Genomic DNA, 18,939 nt, shown 5'->3' with positions numbered 1-18,939 from the left:
ACTTGTGATTAGTATGTTTACAAGTTGTACCGAAGAATTGTATGATGAAGCAATTGCAACGCAATTTAAAATAACTTCACAAAAGATCCCTTTACAAGAAGTAGTCTCTGAAATTAATACTGTTCAAATCCAGATTTTTGCAAAAAACAATGCGAGACCAGAATTTACAGCAGAAAAACAGCAGAAAACAAAAGAAAATAATACCAACTTTATAAAAATTATTAAAAAAGACGATTACACGACATACTCCCTACTACTAAACAATTATTCAAAAGAAAAACCATTTTTTTCATTTTTAATAATTACCAAGAAAGAAACCGTTGAAAAAGCAGGTATAGCAAAATTTACTCCCACCAATCCTATTGCTGTTTTTGACGAGAAAACTTTTACAGGTACATTTCAAATTTTCGATATTTACCATACTGTAATTGTACAAACTCAATTTACAAACGGGGTTGCTCAAAATGGTCGAAAAACATCCAAAAACACTGCTAAAAGTAATAGCTGCACGACAAATGTAACAACTATTGTACATAATTGTACAAACGGCGGAAATCATGCACCAGGTGTAAAATGCGGCGATAATCTTATTAATGATGGTTATTACGAATTTTTAATAACAACAACTTGCAATAGTGCTCCCGCTATAAATTACATCTCTGCTCCAGACGCTTTTGCGGGTCAAAGCGCAACCAGTGGTAGTGGAAATAGTTTGAGTTTTAATAATGAGGTTTTGTCTTTTCTTTATCAATTAACAGAAGAAGAATATGCCGTTGTGGTTGCTAATCCTTTACTAGTTAAATATTTAGAGCAGTACAATGTTTCTGTAGAAAGCAGAGAATTTGCGTACCGTGTGATTTATAGTGTGATTTACAATAAAGAAAATATGAATTTCTTTAACGAAACCATACAATATCAAATTGATCAAAATTGGTCGCAAGAAAGCGCTGATTTTGCACAAGAAATGCGAATTAGAAAGTTCGATAATCCAACAGTTTTCAATTCTATTACTCCTTTTTTAATTGAAAAAAATATTGATGACGCTTTACTCGATCCTTGTAGTAAAGACGTATTTCAAAAAATAAAAAACACTACTAATTGTGATTTTGCAAATGTATTTGCCAAACTTGGTGCTGACAACTCTATTTACAATACGACTATAAAGACGGAACATAATAGTGTAATGGTTAATGGGCAACTACAACAGGTAACAACACCCGCCAATACAGGCAGAACAACACTTGGAACCAAATATAATTATACAATGTATGTAAACCCCGATTATAATGGGAAATCGAAATTATTTATTGCTGCTTTATTATTACACGAAATGGCACATGCTTACTTTTTCAGTTTGGTTGATGATTACAATATGGGAGCAACCAATTCTTTTAACGAACTTCCTATTTTGTTTAACGCCGCAGTAGTAAACCAATTTCCAATAGGACCTGATTTACACCATGAAGAAATAGCCAATAGTTATGTAAATGCAATAGCTGCCGCATTACAAGAATTCCAACCGGGGTTCCCTCAACAAGTTTATGACGATTTAGCTTGGGGGGGATTATATGGAACTTCGATTTTTGACACTTTATTACCCGTTGGAAACCCTAATAGAGAAAGAATAATAAATAGATATGCTTGTGAACAAACTGGCAACCCTCAGGGTCTAGGCACTACAAATCAACAAAACCCGATGGGTCAACCTTGTAATTAATAAAGTCATGAAAAAAGTATTGGTAATCAGTATAGTTTTTTTAGCGTTATCCTGTTCAGTTAAAAAAAACAACAGAGATCTCTCTGAAACAATAAATCCAATTGTAAAGGAAAGTGATATTACAAAAATAGAAGGTGATATTATTAACGATTTTTTAGAGGTAGAACTTAAAAAAGATCGTTACAAATCTTATAAAAATTATCCAATTTGTATTATTAAAGAAAGAATTAGCAGATTGTCTTCATTAATCATCTATGAATATTGTTATAAAGATAGGTATTTACCTATAAAAAATTCTACAAATAAAGATTGGATTCTTAACGAAGTACAAATAAAAAATATAAAGGATACTTTAGTTAATACTATAGCACATAATTGGAAAGTTTCGGATTTTACTTCGATTAATGTTTCAATTATAGAATCGAGTGAGTTAACAAAAAGTATTAAAGAAAATAATTACAAAAAGTATTCTGAAACCTTAATTCTTAACTTGTCAACTCCATTAATAATTAATGATAAAAATGCATTTATAACTTTTAATGCTAATCTTGGATGGAAAACAATGGACAGATTTACTGCTTTAATGAAGAAAAATAAAATAGGAAAATGGGAAATAGATTCGTATTATTATGATCCTAATTCTACTTGGTAAATAAATACTAGCTCAACAAAGTAAACCCTAAAAAAACTGCGCAAAGGACTCTGGATCTTTGCGCAGTTTTTAAGTTTTACTATACAAATGAAAGTGAACGAAGGTTAGGAAAATTTGTCGCTACTTAGAATTTGTAATGCTAAAGTTGTTGAATTCATATAACAAAGTTAATCTCAAAAATCCCGAAATACAAATCAATACTCTTGAAATCGTTCTGGCAAAATTTTTATCAGAATTTTAGTTTCTAATTCGTTATTATCCTTATTTTTATCCTTTCAAGAACTTATGATGAAAATCAATACCACACCTATCGTTCTTTTTGGCGAAAGCATTATTCCTGGCGAAAGCAAAACGATCAATGTCGAAATTGCCAGACTACACACCACAACAAAACTGAACATCCCCATTATGGTAAGACGCTCAAAGTTTGAAGGTCCCATAGTGCTTTTCTCGGCAGGAATTCATGGCGACGAAATCAATGGCGTCGAAATCGTACGACAGCTCATTCACAAAAAAATCAACAAGCCAAAAAAAGGTACAATCATTTGTATTCCAATCATAAACGTTTATGGATTTGTAAATAAATCGAGAGAATTTCCAGACGGTCGGGATTTAAACCGCGTGTTTCCGGGAAGCAAAACGGGTTCATTGGCCAGCCGATTTGCGTTTCATATTTTAGCTGAAATCATGCCTCTGATTGAATATGCCGTCGATTTTCATGCCGGTGGAGCCAGCCGTTTTAACGCACCACAAATTAGAATAACGCATAACAATCAGGAATTAAAAATTCTGGCCGATGTCTTTAATGCGCCTTTCACCTTATATTCCAGAAACATAATGGGATCCTTTAGGAGTTCCAGTGAAAGAATGGATGTCAAAATGTTGCTTTTTGAAGGCGGAAAGTCATTAGATATCAATAACGCTATCGCCGATGAAGGTATAAATGGAGCGAAACGTCTGCTTTCGCACCTTGATATGCTGGACCCAAAACATACTGTAGTTCATCAGAAATCCGACACCATTTATATTGAAAAATCAGGCTGGATACGAGCCAAATGCTCCGGATTATTACATGATTACGACACTATTGGGAAATTTGTAAAAAAAGGAACTATTCTTGCCACCATAACTGATCCGTTCGGAAAGTTTGAGCGAAAAGTAAAAGCGCCAAACGACGGTTATATCATAAATGCCAATCATTCCCCGATTGTGTATGAAGGCGATGCCATTTATCATTTGTCGAATGCTTTTGGAGAAGAAGGAGAATAAAATTATTAAAATGGACAAAACTGCGTTACGAAAAAAATACAAAGCCTTACGAAATTCCCTTTCAGAAAATGAAATCGAGGAAAAGAGTCTGGCTATAGCCAATAAAATACTGACACTTCCTCTTTGGGAGCAAACCTACTTTCATATTTTCCTACCTATAACAGAACAAAAAGAGATTAATACTGAATTTATTCTTCACATATTATCCGGAAAAGACAAAGAGATTATTGTTTCCAAAGCTGATTTTGCCACCCGAAAGATGACGCATTTTCTTTTGACTGATAATACCCGAATCAAAAAAAATGAATATAACATTCCCGAACCGGTAGATGGTATTGAAGTTCCTTCTACTAAAATCGATGTGATTTTTGTTCCGCTTTTGGCTTTCGACAAAAAAGGACATCGGGTGGGTTACGGCAAAGGATTTTATGACAAATTTTTATCAGAGTGCAAACCGGATGCAATCAAAATTGGACTTTCTTTCTTCGAACCCGAAGAATTGATTACCGATATTTTTGAAGGCGATATACAACTGGATTACTGTGTGACTCCGAATCAAGTTTATAAATTTTAATCCGTACTTTTGTAACTGATACAATCCACTTAACTTATGAGAACATTCAAAAATTCAAGATTTGCCGTAAGCGTTATGGTCATCCTTTTTGCAGTTTCCTTTTCAAGCTGCAGTATTCACACTGGAACCAGCAGATCATCCTATAAAGCTAAAAAACTACCTCCAGGTCAAGCAAAAAAAATATATGGAGGGAAAAGCGCTAAACAATATGCCCCCGGACACAATAAAAATTAATACAAACAAAAAAGACTTGCTCAAATCAGGAACAGGTCTTTTTGTATGTTATAAAAAACGTCGAACCTATTCGTGATGAAAAGCTTTTTTGTTGAAAAAAATCAAGATTCCAACTCCTGTGGAAATCGCCATATCTGCAATATTGAAAATTGCATTGAAAAAAGTAAATTCTTTTCCTCCCCAAACAGGCAACCAACTAGGTAAATTTCCGTGCCAAAAAGGAAAATAAAACATATCTACCACTTTTCCGTGAAACCAGGTTCCATACGGTTGATCCGAGAATAAAGTAGCCACTTCTTGCTGACTATCATCAAAAATAATTCCGTAAAAAACAGAATCGATGATGTTCCCAAAAGCACCTGCCAAAATCAATGAGATGGCAACAATTAGATAGTTAGAACTATTTTTTCTTTCTATAGAATCCCATAGCCAGTACCCAATTCCGCCTACAGCGACCAATCTAAAAAGGGTTAAAAATAATTTTCCGTAAACCCCCGGAATTACTGTTCCCCATGCCATTCCATCATTTTCAATGAAAAGGATTTTGAACCATTTGAATACTTCGACTTCTTCCCCTAAGATAAAATTAGTTTTGATGTAGATTTTAGTGACTTGATCAACAAGCAGTAAAATAAAAATAAGGAGATAGGCTTTTCGTAATGACATTTTATAAATTTTAATGGCGCAAAAATAGCAATTTAATCAAAAAAAACGCTCCCAATGGAGCGTTAAATATTGTTTAACTAGTAGTTTATCGTTGCAGGTTCTTTGCTTCAATACTCATTGTAGCGTGAGGGACAATTTTCAATCTTTCTTTCCCGATTAATTTGCCTGAGACTTTACACACTCCATACGTTTTATTTTCGACACGGAAAAGGGCATTTTTCAAATCCCGAATAAACTTTTCCTGACGAATTGCCAGTTGAGAGTTTGCTTCTTTAGACATCGTTTCGCTTCCTTCTTCAAAGGCTTTAAAAGTTGGAGAAGTATCGTCAGTTCCGTTATTTAAATCATTCATGTACGCACTTTTTATCAGATCTAAATCAGCCTGTGCTTTTTTAATTTTCCCAAGGATTATCTCTTTGAATTCTGCTAAATCAGTATCAGAATATCTTGTGATTTCATCTGTCATCTTATATTATTTTGAAATTAATATCATTGTTTTTATTTCATCAAATGTTATTTCCGTACCGTTTGTTATTTCATCTACAAATACCAATTCACTGGTCAGTGTTTCTGATTTTATATAGGCTTCATTTTCTAAAATTGCCTGCTCTAAAAGTCCGTTTCTCTTCAGTTGCACTTTAATTTTATCCGTAACTTCAAATCCGGAATCTTTACGAATATTCTGAATTCTGTTTACTAATTCTCTGGCAATTCCCTCTTGTTTTAATGCTGGTGAAATTGTAATGTCCAGCGCAACCGTTATTCCGTTAGCGTTTGCTACCAACCAGCCTTCAATATCCTGTGAGGTAATTTCGACATCTTCTTGTGTTAAAATTACGGTATTTCCTGCAATAACAATACTTAGGCTTCCATCCTTATCCAATTGACTGATCTGTGCCGCAGAAAACCCTTGTATTTCCCTAGAAATCAACCCCATATCCTTTCCAAAACGGGGTCCAAGTGCCTTAAAATTAGGCTTGATTTGTTTCACCAAAACACCGGAAGCATCATCCAAAAGTACGATTTCCTTCACGTTTACCTCTGCTTTTATCAGGTCAGAAACAGCTTCAATTTCGGCTCTTTGATTGTCGTCAAGCACCGGAATCATTACCTTTTGCAACGGCTGACGCACCTTGATCATTTCCTTTTTTCGGAGTGATAAAACCAATGATGAAATGGTTTGTGCTTTCTGCATTTTGCTCTCCAACATTTTATTAACATAGTTTTCAACCGAAATTGGAAACTCGGCCAAATGTACGCTGTCATATTTTTCCGACTGTGTTGCTACAGTTAAGTCTCTGTAAAGTTTGTCCATAAAAAACGGAGCGATTGGCGCACCAAGTTTACTTATGGTTAACAAACACGTATATAAAGTTTGATATGCCGCGATTTTGTCCTGTGCGTATTCCCCTTTCCAGAAGCGTCTTCTGCACAAACGAACGTACCAGTTACTCAAATTTTCCTGAACAAATTCAGAGATTGCGCGAGCCGCTTTAGTTGGCTCATAATCTGCATAATAGGTATCTACATCTTTTATCAAGGTATTCAATTCAGAGATAATCCATTGGTCAATTTCCGGTCTTTCGTTTAATGGAATCTCTGCTTCTTCATATTTGAAACCATCAATATTGGCATACAAACTAAAGAACGAATACGTGTTGTACAAGGTTCCAAAGAATTTTCTACGAACTTCCGCAATTCCTTCTAAATCAAATTTCAAATTGTCCCAAGGATTTGCATTCGAAATCATGTACCAACGCGTCGCATCTGGACCGTATTCTTTTAATGTTTCAAATGGATCTGCGGCATTGCCCAAACGTTTAGACATTTTTTGTCCGTTTTTGTCTAAAACCAATCCGTTAGAAACTACATTTTTATAGGCAACTTTATCAAAAACTAATGTCCCAATGGCATGTAAAGTATAAAACCAACCACGCGTTTGATCCACTCCTTCAGCAATGAAATCAGCAGGAAAATCCTTATTTGCGTCTATTTTATCTTTGTTTTCAAAAGGGTAATGCCATTGCGCATAAGGCATGGAACCAGAATCGAACCAAACATCAATCAAATCAGCTTCACGTGTCATTGCCTTTCCAGAAGCAGAAACCAAGGTGATTTCGTCGACTACATTTTTATGCAAATCAACTAAATCGTAATTGGATTCAGCCATATTTCCAATTTCAAAACCTTTAAAAGGATTTTCTTTTTGAAAACCTGCAGCGATAGATTTTTCAATTTCGTTGTATAATTCTTCAACAGAACCAATTAAGATTTCCTCTTGTTTATCTTCAGTTCTCCAAATTGGCAATGGAATTCCCCAGAATCTGGATCGCGATAAATTCCAGTCATTGGCATTTTTTATCCAGTTTCCAAAACGTCCTTCTCCAGTCGATTTTGGCTTCCAGTTAATCGTTTCGTTCAGTTCGAACATTCTGTCTCTAACCTCCGTGATTTTTATGAACCAGGAATCCAATGGATAATATAAAATCGGCTTATCGGTTCTCCAGCAATGCGGATAACTGTGGACATATTTCTCTACTTTGAAGGCTTTGTTTTCTTCTTTTAATCGAATGGCAATTTCAACATCTACTGAACGCTCTGGCGCTTCACCGTCGTTGTAATATTCATTTTTCACATATTTACCGGCATATTCGCCCACATGTGAGGTGAATTTTCCTTGTAAATCTACTAATGGAACCGGAGTTCCATTTTCATCCAGCACCAACATCGGCGGGATTTCTGGCGTAGCTTCTTTTGCTACTCTTGCATCATCAGCACCAAAAGTAGGTGAGGTATGTACAATTCCTGTTCCATCTTCGGTAGTTACAAAATCTCCTGAAATTACTCTAAAAGCATTTTCAGCATTTTGATACGGAAGCACCAATGGCATTAGTTGTTCGTACCGAATATCAACTAAATCAGCTCCTTTGCATTCTGCTAAAACCTGAAACGGAATTTTCTTGTCGCCTTCTTTGAAATTTTCAAAATCAGCAGGTTCTGTACTTTCAAAGAACCCTTTCCCGAATTGTTTTGCAACTAATTTTTTAGCCAAAATCAATGTTGCCGGACGAAATGTATATTGATTGAATGTTTTTACTAAAGCATATTCAATTTTTAGACCTACAGTCAAAGCGGTATTACTTGGCAATGTCCAAGGCGTTGTCGTCCAAGCGAGGAAATAAAAATCCCCAGCCCAGCCCTCCCCTTTGGGGAGGGAGTCGAGTCCGAAAGCCTTTGATACCGAATTTTCAGTTTCAGCTCCCTCTCCTTTGGAGAGGGTTGGGGAAAGGACTTTAAATTGTGCCACAACAGTCGTATCCGTTACATCACGATAACTTCCTGGTTGGTTGACTTCATGAGATGACAATCCTGTCCCTGCTTTTGGGGAATAAGGCTGAATGGTGTAGCCTTTGTACATCAAATCCTTGTTGTAGATTTGTTTCAAAATCCACCAAACCGTTTCCATATATTTAGATTTATAGGTCACATACGGATCTTCCATATCAACCCAATAGCCCATTTTTTCGGTCAAATCGTTCCATACATCTGTATAACGCATTACGGTTTTTTTGCACGCTTCGTTGTATTCTTCGATGGAAATGGTTTTTCCAATATCTTCTTTGGTGATTCCCAATTCTTTTTCGGTTCCTAATTCCACCGGCAAGCCATGCGTATCCCAGCCGGCTTTACGCTTTACCTGGAACCCTTTTTGAGTTTTATATCTGCAAAAAATATCTTTAATGGCGCGTGCCATTACGTGGTGAATTCCCGGTAATCCATTTGCCGAAGGCGGCCCTTCAAAAAACACGAATGGGGTGTTTCCTTCACGAGTGGTTACACTTTTCTCGAATATGTTTTCCTTCTTCCAAAAATCAAGTACCTCTGACGCTACAGTTGGTAAGTCAAGTCCTTTGTATTCAGTAAATTTTGTGCTCATTTTATCCTTTTCTAAATCGAGGTGCGAAAGTAAGGAATAGTTATGAATTATGAGTTATGAGTTACGAGTTTTTGCGTGAGGGATGGAAGAGGAAATCCTTTTATGAAGTTTACGAAATAAAAGATTGGAACGAACAGCCCGACCCGAAGTTTTTACGTAGGGTCACGCCCGAATTTCTAGGTAAAAACTTCTTTTAAAACATCCAGCGATTTTGGTTTTCTTGAAACTTTTATGGCTTTGCAATTTTCTAAAGTGAATTTGTTTTGAAAGAATTTGTATTAAATACAATTTCTTATCAAATTGAAGTATTTAACGCTTATTTGTCATCATCATCCAGTTCGAAAAAATCATTAACTGATTTTCCAAACAACCTTGATAATTTTAGCGCAAGAACTGTTGATGGCACAAAGCGATTGGTTTCAATTGAATTTATAGTTTGCCTTGAAACTCCTATTTTCTCCGCTAATTCCTCTTGAGTTAAATTTAAAATGGCGCGTTCTACTTTTAATCTATTCTTCATTATATGCTCTTTTTAGCTTTTTAAAGGTAATAATCTGCATTGCGAGCATAACTGCTAAAAGAGGAATATCCTTACTACCTTCTATTTTTGGCGTAGATGAGAAACTAAAAGTAATAGCATAATGAATAAATGGCAATATTAGATACAACAACACTGTTCCTATAACTGCATAATTATAAGATTGCAAACGAATTTTCGCAATTAACTCATCTTCTATTTTCTCTCGCGAAATTGAAATGATAAGTAATCCTAAAACCATATTAGTCAAAGCTATTCGCTCAAATAAATCATAGTGTTTTACTCCCACCAAATACAGCTTAAGCGATGTAATAATTGAAAGGACTGAAACAACAAATAATACTAAACCAACAATTTTAAATTTATTAGGAAGTTGGTAGCCGGTGATTTTTTCAATTTTTTCGATTTCCCCACCTTGTTTTACTTTTAATTCCATAAAGTTAATTAGTTAAAGTCTGCTTTCCATAAAGAACAACAAACTTGATTAAAAGACAAATATACTTTACTTTTAAACACAAAACTATATTTTCTCAAAAATTTTAAGTTTAAGAAAAAACTTCTTTTAAAACATCCAGCGATTTTGGTTTTTTGAAGCCGTCCAAGTGAAAACTGTAGTAATCGATCAGTATTCTTAAAACGATTTGCCGTTCGATGACATGGAATGTTTTTTGATCGGTATCGAATTTCAAATCGATTAGTTTTTTGAACAAATTGCTTTCATGTTCCGTGAGCGAACTGATGGCATTGAAAGGCGTAAAGACACCTTCGTTCATTTCGAAAAAAGGCATGTCCATATCAGAAATATCCGGATAAAAACCCAGATATTTTGTGGTTTCCAATAATAAAATCAAATGAAAATTAGCAATTTCATCGTGATTGTCGAGCCAATGCAAAGCGGTTTCCAGAAAGGTAAACAGATGTTCATTTGCCTCTTCTTCGTGAATGGAATGGTGTAGCATTTCGGAAATGAACATTACAATCGTGCTTTTATAAATATCCGAATGTATCGAATGAAAAGGAGTCCCGATTTTTATTTCCTTGAAATTTTCTAAAGTACCTTTGTTTTTATGAACGGCTTCAATTTCGAGTATCGTCAAAGGTTGAAAATAAGCGATTTTTTGATTTGATTTTCGACTCGAAAAAGCATCCCGAACGAAGTACGATTTCAAGCCATGTGACAGCGTAAAGCATTTCACAATTAAGCTTTTTTCTTGAAATTTTAAAGATGAAAGAACAATGGCTTTGGTTTTTACGAGCACAATTTTAATTTAAAGATTGAAAAATTTAAAGATTGAAAAATTCATTCTTCTAAATTACCTGATTATCATTACTTTTTTAACTTTAGTTTCCACTCCGTCTTGCGCCGAAATAAATATCATGTACACCCCTGAGGCCACTTTATATTTCCCAAAGGCGGTGGTATCCCATTCTATTGTTCCACCCTCGGAAGTGATTTCATAAACCAGATTTCCTCCAATATCAGTGATTTTAATGTTGGCTTTATCCAGTAATCCGGCAATTTTAACGGTTCCTTGGTATTCCGGTCGTACCGGATTTGGATACACATACGCGTTACTTAAATCATCATTAGCAGCAGTTGCAATTCCTTTGAAAGAAATCAGCCCTTTTGCAGTAGCAATAAAAACTTCGCCCGTAGCGCTATTGATCTCAATGTCATTGATCACATTGCTGGGCAACGGCGAGTTGCTTATTGTAAAATGATATTTGGTTTCCTGACCGTTTGGCGAGACTAAAAACAAACCGGAATCAGCCGTTCCTATCCATTTATTATTGGCACCATCAACAGCAATATCCGTAATAAATTGCTCGTATAACAATTCTTGGGCCAGATTATCGTCTGTAATAATTATGGGATTGGTCGTCATCTGGTCATCCGATTGAAAACTACTTACATTTGACAAAATTCGCAACCCTTTTGTAGTACCGATCCAGAGCTGGTTTCTGGTATCTATTGCAATAGTTCGAACATCCGAAACTGGTAAATTACCCAAATCAGCGCCTGTTGTTATTTTTTTAAATCTAGTGTTACTTTCGTTAAAACCAATCACACCATCACCATTCGTAGAAAGCCATTTGGTTCCATTTCTATCTATTGCAATTGTTCCAAAATTGTTGTCATTTGGCGAGTCCAAAATAGCATCCATCGCATAACTTTGCCATTGACCCGAAGGCCTCAAGACTTTCAATCCATTTTTTATTCGGCTGTTGGTAACCCAAAGATTTCCTGTTTTGTCAAATGCGGTTCCATTGATCCTAATGTCTTTATAATTAGGCCCTGCAAAGGTTAATGACTCTAAGGCGCTATTGGTTTGATTGTACAAAATTTTTGGTACGTCATTTTCTATTTTCAACAGTCCTGAGAAAAAAGAACTGGCATATACTTCGTTTTCATTGCTTGGATTAACTATAATTCTGGTCATTGATTGCGCTCCTAAAACTGCTTCATACGGAATATTCAACCACCCTGTAGCGCTAAATTTACTAATCCCATAACTGTCTAACGGATACGGATTATAATCGGACGTATAATCTCCGTAAACCACCCAAAGCGAGCTGGGCGCCACCTGAAGCGAAAATATATTGTTTCTTGACGGACCAATGGGTGTTATGTTTTCAAAAGTTACCCCCAAAGAAAGCGTAGTTGTAGTCAATCCATTTTCTTTTGTTCCAATAAAAACAGTGTCGCCTATTATAGTAGCACACGTAAAACTAATATTGGGTTCCGGCAGTTGATTGGTATTTATTTGATGTACCAATGCCATTTGGCTGTTATAAATATAAATCCTGCTTAAAGTTGTAACTACTAAATAACCATCCGATGTTCTCATATCCAATGCAGGTTGAGAAAGCCGGACAGATCCCGCAAACGAATCCGTAACCAAATTAAATTTATGAATGTATCCCGAAGCGTCCACAGCATACAGATTTGAACCTACTGTTGTTATGCCAGACCAGATTCCAGAGGCTATTGTGGTCCATTGGTTAAAATCGACTAAATTCTTATTAGAAACAGCAGCTCTTTTTATTCCATTATTTGTGGCAGCATAAATAAAACCATTGTACAATGCGGTTTGGCTCACACTGATTTCGGCACCGGCATTCCCAATAAAATAAGTATCCCCAAATTGCATGGTGGCCAAATTAAATTGGACAATACCAAAATCACACGAGAGATAAGCTATCCCTTCAAATTCCATGAAATGATTGATTTTCTTTATATCCGAAGGAAGTTGTTTGTTGATAATATCGACTACATTGAGCATGCTTCCATCAACTTCATTAATCACGATTAGCAGTCCGTTTTCATATCCTACAATTGTTTTATTGGAGGCTGTACTATGAAATACCGACGAGATGGTTTGTCCGGAGAGTCCGTCTACTGTATTGGTGGTTTTGATTATATTACTGGTTGTGTTTTTAGAAAACAACGCATTTTCAGAAGCAGCAAAAACGGCTGTTGCAGATACGGAGACATCTTTTATTTCATTATAGGAGAAATAACCCTGCCACGACAAATCGTTTTGAGCAAAACCCATTTGCACAAAAAGTAGCAGCAAAAAAAATAAAACGCTCTTGTTCATTATCTGTATGACTATTGAATTACAAATATAGAACAAACGAAAGTCTTAGCATTTTGTTACACACAAAAAATGCCTTCTGTCCAGAATAAAGACAAAAGGCATTTTATACAATAATTAAAGCTGATTTACACGACCCCTTGTGCCAGCATAGCATCTGCTACTTTTACAAATCCAGCAATGTTTGCTCCTTTTACATAGTTCACATATCCTTCTTCGTCCGTACCATATCTTTTACATTGATTGTGGATTCCTACCATAATCTCTTTTAGTCTGCTATCTACTTCTTCACTGGTCCAGTTTAAACGAATAGAATTTTGTGTCATCTCTAATCCAGAGGCTGCAACACCACCTGCATTTGCCGCTTTACCTGGTGCAAAAAGGACTTTTGCGTTTAAGAATTCTTTGATAGCTTCTAACGTACATGGCATGTTTGCTGCTTCGGTTACACAAATAACTCCATTTGCAATTAAGTTTTTTGCATCTTCCTCGTTCAACTCATTTTGAGTTGCGCAAGGAATGGCAATATCTGTTTTTACTTCCCACACACTTTTACCTCTGTGGAAAGCGGCATTTGGATATTTTTCTAAATACGATTCGCATCTGTTATCGCCTCTTGCCCTCATCTCTAGCATAAAGTCAATTTTTTCTCCGAAAATACCTTCCTCATCATAAATATACCCATCCGGACCTGAAATAGTAACTAATTTTCCGCCAAGGTCATTTACTTTCAAAGCGACTCCCCAAGCCACATTCCCAAATCCAGAAATGGAAACTGTTTTTCCATTGATAGTTTGGCCTATGGTTTTAAGCATTTGTTCCGCAAAATAAACCACTCCATACCCTGTTGCTTCCGGTCTGATCAAAGAACCTCCGTAAGCCAGTCCTTTACCGGTTAACACTCCAGTAAATTCGTTTTTTATTCTTTTGTATTGACCAAATAGATACCCAATTTCCCTGGCTCCAACACCAATATCTCCTGCAGGAACGTCTAATTGTGGCCCGATGTGTCTGCACAATTCCGTCATGAAAGACTGACAGAAACGCATCACTTCCCCATCTGATTTTCCTTGTGGATCAAAATCCGATCCTCCTTTTCCTCCGCCCATTGGCAAAGTGGTCAGACTATTTTTGAATACTTGTTCAAATGCTAAAAACTTAAGCACTGATAAATTTACCGTATGGTGGAAGCGTATTCCCCCTTTGTATGGTCCGATTGCTGAATTCATTTGAATTCTAAAACCTCTGTTAACCTGTATTTCACCACTATCGTCAACCCACGGAACACGAAATATAATCGACCGTTCTGGTTCAGCTATTCTGAGAAGCAAATTTTTTCCGTCGTATTTTTTCTGTTCTGCAATAAATGGGATTACAGTTTCAGCGAATTCCCTAACAGCTTGAATAAATTCAGGTTCATTTGGATTTTTGGCTTCAACTTGAGCCATAAATTCATTTACTTTTAGTAACATAGATTATAAATAATTGATTAAGAAAACGATTTCGTTAAACTATACAAAGATACATTTTATAAAAATATTCAGACTTAGTTTTTCCACTTTATCAATAGAATTATTTTTTTATTACCCATTTGCAATCAATTGTGTATAAGATATACCATTTAATCTAAAATCACTATGACTTTCGTAAGTAAAACAAGAATTTGTAAACTTATTTATAATTTTATTTTTATTAGTGAATGATGTTTTTATATATTTGTCAGGATTAGAAAATTTATCCCCCTAATGATCAAACAAATAACCCTGCTTACCCTTTTTTTTTTGGGTTTTTACCTCATTCTAATGCACAATTCGGTGGTTTTTCGCATGAAATAGGAGTGGTTGTTGGGCCTGTTGCTTTTCAATCTGATTATGGGGAACGAAATGACCTTTCAACAAACTCAGGAAATACAGGTATAGGAATAGGGATTATTCATTATTTGAATTTTTCTTATAAAGCCGACTGTAATTGTTATACCCCGGAAACGTATTTTAACAACCACTTCAAATTAAGAAGTGAGCTATCGTATAATAAAACCCACTTAAAACACTTTGGCGAATGGGTCGCTCCAGAGAAACCCTCACTGGAAGCAGATCAATTGCGCGCAATGACAGGAAGCACTGCTGTTACTAACATTGGAATGCAACTGGAATATTTTCCCTGGAGTATTCGTGATTTCAGTTCCCGAACAGGAAGCTTAGGACCTTTTATAAGCCTGGGAGGTCAGTTTAGTTATTACAATGCAAAAGCTTCGTCCTCACTAGGCCCTTTAGGAACTCCGTTAACTACATTTCCTAAATATCTAACCCCAACTGATGGTCGTCCGTATGGGTTTTCTTCTGAAAGCGGATCTGTCTGGTCCGTGGTATCCAGCGTGGGAACCCGCTATAAATTATCTCCATTATCGGATTTAATGGTCGACTTAAGAATGCAGTATTATTTTTCCAACTGGGTAGATGGTTTAAATCCTAATCCGGAAATTTATAAAGAAAACAAAGCAAACGACTGGCTGGTCTGGTTTAATGTAGGGTATATTTATTATTTGTAATAATAATAATAATGGCAATACTTTTACACAACAAACCCCCAACTCTAAATTAGAATTGGGGGTTTGTTTTTATTTTGAAAAAATCTTACGCTAAGGCTTGTTTCAAATCTTCCAGTAAATCTTCGATATCTTCGATTCCTACGCTTAACCGGACTAAATCATCTGTGATACCAACTGCTGCCCGTTTGTCTTCCGGAATTGATGCGTGAGTCATCAAAGCCGGATGATTTGCTAATGACTCTACACCTCCAAGGGATTCTGCAAGGGTAAATACGTTAATTTTTTCTAGAAAAGCAATAGCATCTTCTTTTTTACCAGAAACAAAGGTAAACGAGACCATTCCTCCATAACCGCTCATTTGCTTTTTTGCAATTGCATGAAACGGATGGCTTGGCAATCCTGGATAATACACCGTCTTTACTTTTATATGATTGTCTAAAAAATTCGCTACTTTCTCTCCATTCTGACAATGTCTTTCGACACGCAAATGCAACGTTTTTATTCCTCTAAGCACTAAAAAACTATCCATTGGCCCTAATGTAGCTCCAGTTGCAAATTGTTGAAAATGCAATTGTTCCCCAAGCGCCTCCTCTTTTACAATTAAAGCTCCCGCAATTACATCAGAATGACCGCCAAGATATTTCGTCGCCGAATGCATGACAATATCAGCACCTAAGTCTAATGGTTTTTGTAAATAAGGCGTTGCAAAAGTATTATCAACTGCGAAAAGTATTTTCTTTTCTTTGGTGATTTTAGCAATTTCCTGAATATCTACTAATTTCATCAAAGGATTTGTTGGCGTTTCTACCCAAACTAATTTTGTGTTTTCAGTTATCAATGACTTGAATTTCTCTATGTCATTCATATCCACAAAATGAAATTTTATTCCGGAATCTTTGTAAATACGGGTAAACATGCGATAGGTTCCTCCATATAAATCATCCATTGCTATAATTTCATCCCCTGCTTTGAAAGAACGCAAAACACAATCTGTAGCCGCTAACCCTGAAGAAAAAGCCAATGCTCGGGTTCCGTTTTCTATACTTGCTAATGCATTTTCCAGTGCGGTTCTGGTAGGATTTGCAGCTCTGCTATATTCATAATCCGGATTTATGGGTTGTCCGGGACTTGTTTGTGCAAATGTAGATGTTTGATATACCGGTGGCATAACGGCTCCTGTGCTTGGGTCATGGTGTTGTCCACCGTGAATCACTTTAGTATTAAATTTCATATCTTCTAATTTTAAAATGCTCGATTGTTTTACAAATTTACCGTTTAATTCATTCTTACCAAGCCTCAAGTAGGTACCATAGTATTTAATTATCTATTACAGGATGAAATACATTGTCTTATTTTCACTTATCCTTTTTTCTATCACACGGTGCTCTAATGAATTAGTTTTTGAATACCAGAATTTTGTAACAACAACTACATTACACTGCAAAAAGCCATGTCCTACAATAAGCTTAAAAATCCTAATAGCTAAAGAACTCCCAATTGTAGCAGACAGCATTAATAAAAAAGTATTTTCTGTACTGAAGAAAATTATTTATTTTGGCGAAAAGCCACACACTGCATCAAATCACAAGGAACTAACGACTGCTTTTATTGGTTCCTACGAAAAACTCCAAAACGATTTTCCGAATGATACCTTTGGATGGGAAGCTCAGGTTGAAGAAAGCATAAAATACAAATCTGAAAATATTTTAAATTATAAAAGTATGTCTGACCACCAGTCTTTCGGTTTAATTTACTCCAACAGAGGTCTTTTGGGGATCTGATTCTAAAAACACGAGGACAACTTGTTTTTAGAATCAAAAATTCAATTAGTCTATAGCTTTAATTCGGGATACCATCAGTGCTATCAAAAATCCAAAAATACCTATAAATGCGAATGAAAATCGCAGACTGGACAACTCAGCGATGTACCCTATAATAGGCGGACCCATCAAAAATCCAAGAAAGCTTACGCTGGAAACTGTGGTTAGGGCTACGCTGGGAGAAACGTTTGGTGTTTTCCCGGCAACACTATATACAGTAGGCACAATAGTAGAAACACCTAGTCCTACAAACATAAAAGCGAGGGTTGCGGGAATAATAAAAGGAAAAAGTACTGCTGTAAAAAGTCCTGCCGAAATCATGATACCACTTATTTGTAAGACTCTTTTTCTTCCAAATTTACGGATCAGTCCATCCCCTAAAAAACGCCCACCTGCCATCATAATCATAAAAGAAGTGTATCCTAAAATCACTAATGGTCCGGGTGCTTTGATAACATCTTTGAAATAAACGCCGCTCCAGTCAAACATAACACCTTCACTGGCCATGCAACAAAAGCCAATGACACCAAGCCAAATTAAACCGCTATCTGGTTTTGAAAACATTTTTTTCTTCTCGACTTGGATCGTTTCTTTGGCTTTGACCAAAAAATTATAATTAAATGCCATCATCAATAGTACTATTCCGGCAACAATCAAAAAATGAACATACGGAGTCAACTCAAATGCCAGCATACCCAATCCTACTAAAGCACCTGTAAATCCGGCAAAACTCCACATCCCATGAAAAGAGGACATAATTGTTTTTTTGAAAAGTACTTCTGTGTAAACACCCTGTGTATTCACGGCTATGTTAGACAAGTTTCCAAAAATTCCAAACACGAATAATCCCAATGACAATTGCCAAGCCGCAACAGCCAAGCCCAAGTTTGTCAAGCTAAAAACATAAAAAAGCAAGGAAAAAATCAAGATCCGATGACTGCCAAAACGAGTGACCAATTTACCGGAAAAAGGCATCACCACCAGTTGTCCTAGTGGCAAAGCAAATAAAATACTCCCTAAATCCCCTTCGCTTAGGTGCAATGCTGTTTTAATATCCGGAATTCGGCTGGCCCAAGTAGCAAAACACAAACCCATACCAAAATAGAACATAGAAACTGCCCAACGAATTCTTTTCAGATACGAAATCTTAGCATCTTTATATGTTTTCTTGAATTTAGCTTTCGTTTTTGACCTTCCTAAAAAGTTTAAATCTATCAAAGTGATTTGTTTTAGAATTTTATTGTGCCAAAATTACAAAAAGCAACGATTGGTTGTGTCAGAGCCACACATTTGATGCAAGCTACAACGTTATTGTTCATAAAAAGTAATTCCCGCGAATTCACTAATTTTCACAAAAGTTTAAAAAAATTAGCGAATTCGCGGTA

17 protein-coding genes are annotated in these 18,939 nt (G+C 35.9%); 7 read left to right on the top strand and 10 right to left on the bottom strand.

Annotation, left to right across the window (positions count from 1 at the left end):
• Positions 1-13: 13 nt before the first annotated feature.
• From EKM03_RS01545 to EKM03_RS01525, 5 genes are all read left to right on the top strand, one after another.
• Positions 14-1,717: a hypothetical protein gene (locus tag EKM03_RS01545; RefSeq protein ID WP_126561427.1), complete on the top strand. Its 1,704-nt coding sequence runs from the start codon at positions 14-16 to the stop codon at positions 1,715-1,717.
• Positions 1,718-1,724: 7 nt separating this feature from the next.
• Positions 1,725-2,369 carry a hypothetical protein gene (locus EKM03_RS01540; RefSeq protein ID WP_126739763.1) on the top strand — a complete coding sequence of 215 codons (645 nt, stop codon included), beginning with the start codon at positions 1,725-1,727 and terminating at the stop codon, positions 2,367-2,369.
• A gap of 288 nt (positions 2,370-2,657) precedes the next feature.
• Entirely contained in the window at positions 2,658-3,638 is a 981-nt protein-coding gene (locus EKM03_RS01535) for a succinylglutamate desuccinylase/aspartoacylase family protein (protein ID WP_126739799.1), read from the top strand.
• 10 nt (positions 3,639-3,648) lie between these two features.
• Positions 3,649-4,212: a 5-formyltetrahydrofolate cyclo-ligase gene (locus EKM03_RS01530; RefSeq protein ID WP_126739762.1), complete on the top strand. Its 564-nt coding sequence runs from the start codon at positions 3,649-3,651 to the stop codon at positions 4,210-4,212.
• Positions 4,213-4,248: 36 nt separating this feature from the next.
• The gene (locus EKM03_RS01525) at positions 4,249-4,446 is read left to right on the top strand and encodes a hypothetical protein (RefSeq protein WP_126457638.1); all 198 of its coding nucleotides are present in this window, start codon (positions 4,249-4,251) and stop codon (positions 4,444-4,446) included.
• A gap of 66 nt (positions 4,447-4,512) precedes the next feature.
• Here EKM03_RS01525 and EKM03_RS01520 read toward each other — a convergent pair whose 3' ends face one another.
• From EKM03_RS01520 to gdhA, 8 genes are all read right to left on the bottom strand, one after another.
• Positions 4,513-5,112: a lipoprotein signal peptidase gene (locus EKM03_RS01520; protein ID WP_126739761.1), complete on the bottom strand. Its 600-nt coding sequence runs from the start codon at positions 5,110-5,112 to the stop codon at positions 4,513-4,515.
• Between the two features lie 85 nt (positions 5,113-5,197).
• A complete protein-coding gene (locus EKM03_RS01515; protein WP_126561423.1) occupies positions 5,198-5,578 on the bottom strand; it encodes a TraR/DksA C4-type zinc finger protein in 381 nt (126 codons plus the stop codon).
• Positions 5,579-5,584: 6 nt separating this feature from the next.
• Positions 5,585-9,049 carry an isoleucine--tRNA ligase gene (gene ileS / locus EKM03_RS01510; protein WP_126739760.1) on the bottom strand — a complete coding sequence of 1,155 codons (3,465 nt, stop codon included), beginning with the start codon at positions 9,047-9,049 and terminating at the stop codon, positions 5,585-5,587.
• Between the two features lie 316 nt (positions 9,050-9,365).
• Positions 9,366-9,569 (bottom strand): helix-turn-helix transcriptional regulator, encoded by a 204-nt coding sequence (locus EKM03_RS01505; protein ID WP_126457642.1) that lies wholly within the window; start codon positions 9,567-9,569, stop codon positions 9,366-9,368.
• On the bottom strand, positions 9,559-10,023 hold the full coding sequence (locus EKM03_RS01500) for a hypothetical protein (RefSeq protein WP_126567753.1): 465 nt from the start codon (positions 10,021-10,023) through the stop codon (positions 9,559-9,561). Before EKM03_RS01500 ends, EKM03_RS01505 begins: the two co-directional genes overlap by 11 nt.
• Before the next feature lie 109 nt (positions 10,024-10,132).
• Positions 10,133-10,846 (bottom strand): DNA repair protein RecO, encoded by a 714-nt coding sequence (gene recO, locus EKM03_RS01495; protein WP_126576705.1) that lies wholly within the window; start codon positions 10,844-10,846, stop codon positions 10,133-10,135.
• Between the two features lie 54 nt (positions 10,847-10,900).
• The gene (locus tag EKM03_RS01490; protein WP_126739759.1) at positions 10,901-13,189 is read right to left on the bottom strand and encodes a T9SS type A sorting domain-containing protein; all 2,289 of its coding nucleotides are present in this window, start codon (positions 13,187-13,189) and stop codon (positions 10,901-10,903) included.
• A 125-nt stretch (positions 13,190-13,314) separates the two neighbouring features.
• Positions 13,315-14,658 carry an NADP-specific glutamate dehydrogenase gene (gdhA, locus tag EKM03_RS01485; RefSeq protein ID WP_126457645.1) on the bottom strand — a complete coding sequence of 448 codons (1,344 nt, stop codon included), beginning with the start codon at positions 14,656-14,658 and terminating at the stop codon, positions 13,315-13,317.
• Between the two features lie 365 nt (positions 14,659-15,023).
• Here gdhA and EKM03_RS01480 point away from each other — a divergent pair, with 365 nt between their 5' ends.
• Positions 15,024-15,734: a glutamate dehydrogenase gene (locus tag EKM03_RS01480; protein WP_231507403.1), complete on the top strand. Its 711-nt coding sequence runs from the start codon at positions 15,024-15,026 to the stop codon at positions 15,732-15,734.
• Positions 15,735-15,819: 85 nt separating this feature from the next.
• Here EKM03_RS01480 and EKM03_RS01475 read toward each other — a convergent pair whose 3' ends face one another.
• Positions 15,820-16,965, bottom strand: a complete 1,146-nt coding sequence (locus tag EKM03_RS01475) for a cystathionine gamma-synthase (protein WP_126576702.1) — start codon at positions 16,963-16,965, stop codon at positions 15,820-15,822.
• 103 nt (positions 16,966-17,068) lie between these two features.
• On the opposite strand from EKM03_RS01475, the gene EKM03_RS01470 reads away from it, so the two are divergent.
• On the top strand, positions 17,069-17,515 hold the full coding sequence (locus tag EKM03_RS01470) for a hypothetical protein (protein ID WP_126567760.1): 447 nt from the start codon (positions 17,069-17,071) through the stop codon (positions 17,513-17,515).
• Positions 17,516-17,560: 45 nt separating this feature from the next.
• On the opposite strand, the gene EKM03_RS01465 is transcribed toward EKM03_RS01470, so the two are convergent.
• Positions 17,561-18,772, bottom strand: a complete 1,212-nt coding sequence (locus tag EKM03_RS01465; RefSeq protein WP_126452111.1) for an MFS transporter — start codon at positions 18,770-18,772, stop codon at positions 17,561-17,563.
• Between the last annotated feature and the right edge of the window lie 167 nt (positions 18,773-18,939).

It is taken from the genome of Flavobacterium sp. GSP6 (assembly GCF_003984855.1).
Classification (GTDB): domain Bacteria; phylum Bacteroidota; class Bacteroidia; order Flavobacteriales; family Flavobacteriaceae; genus Flavobacterium.
Note: the sequence above shows the minus strand (reverse complement) of the source record. Positions and strands in the feature narration are given on the sequence as shown.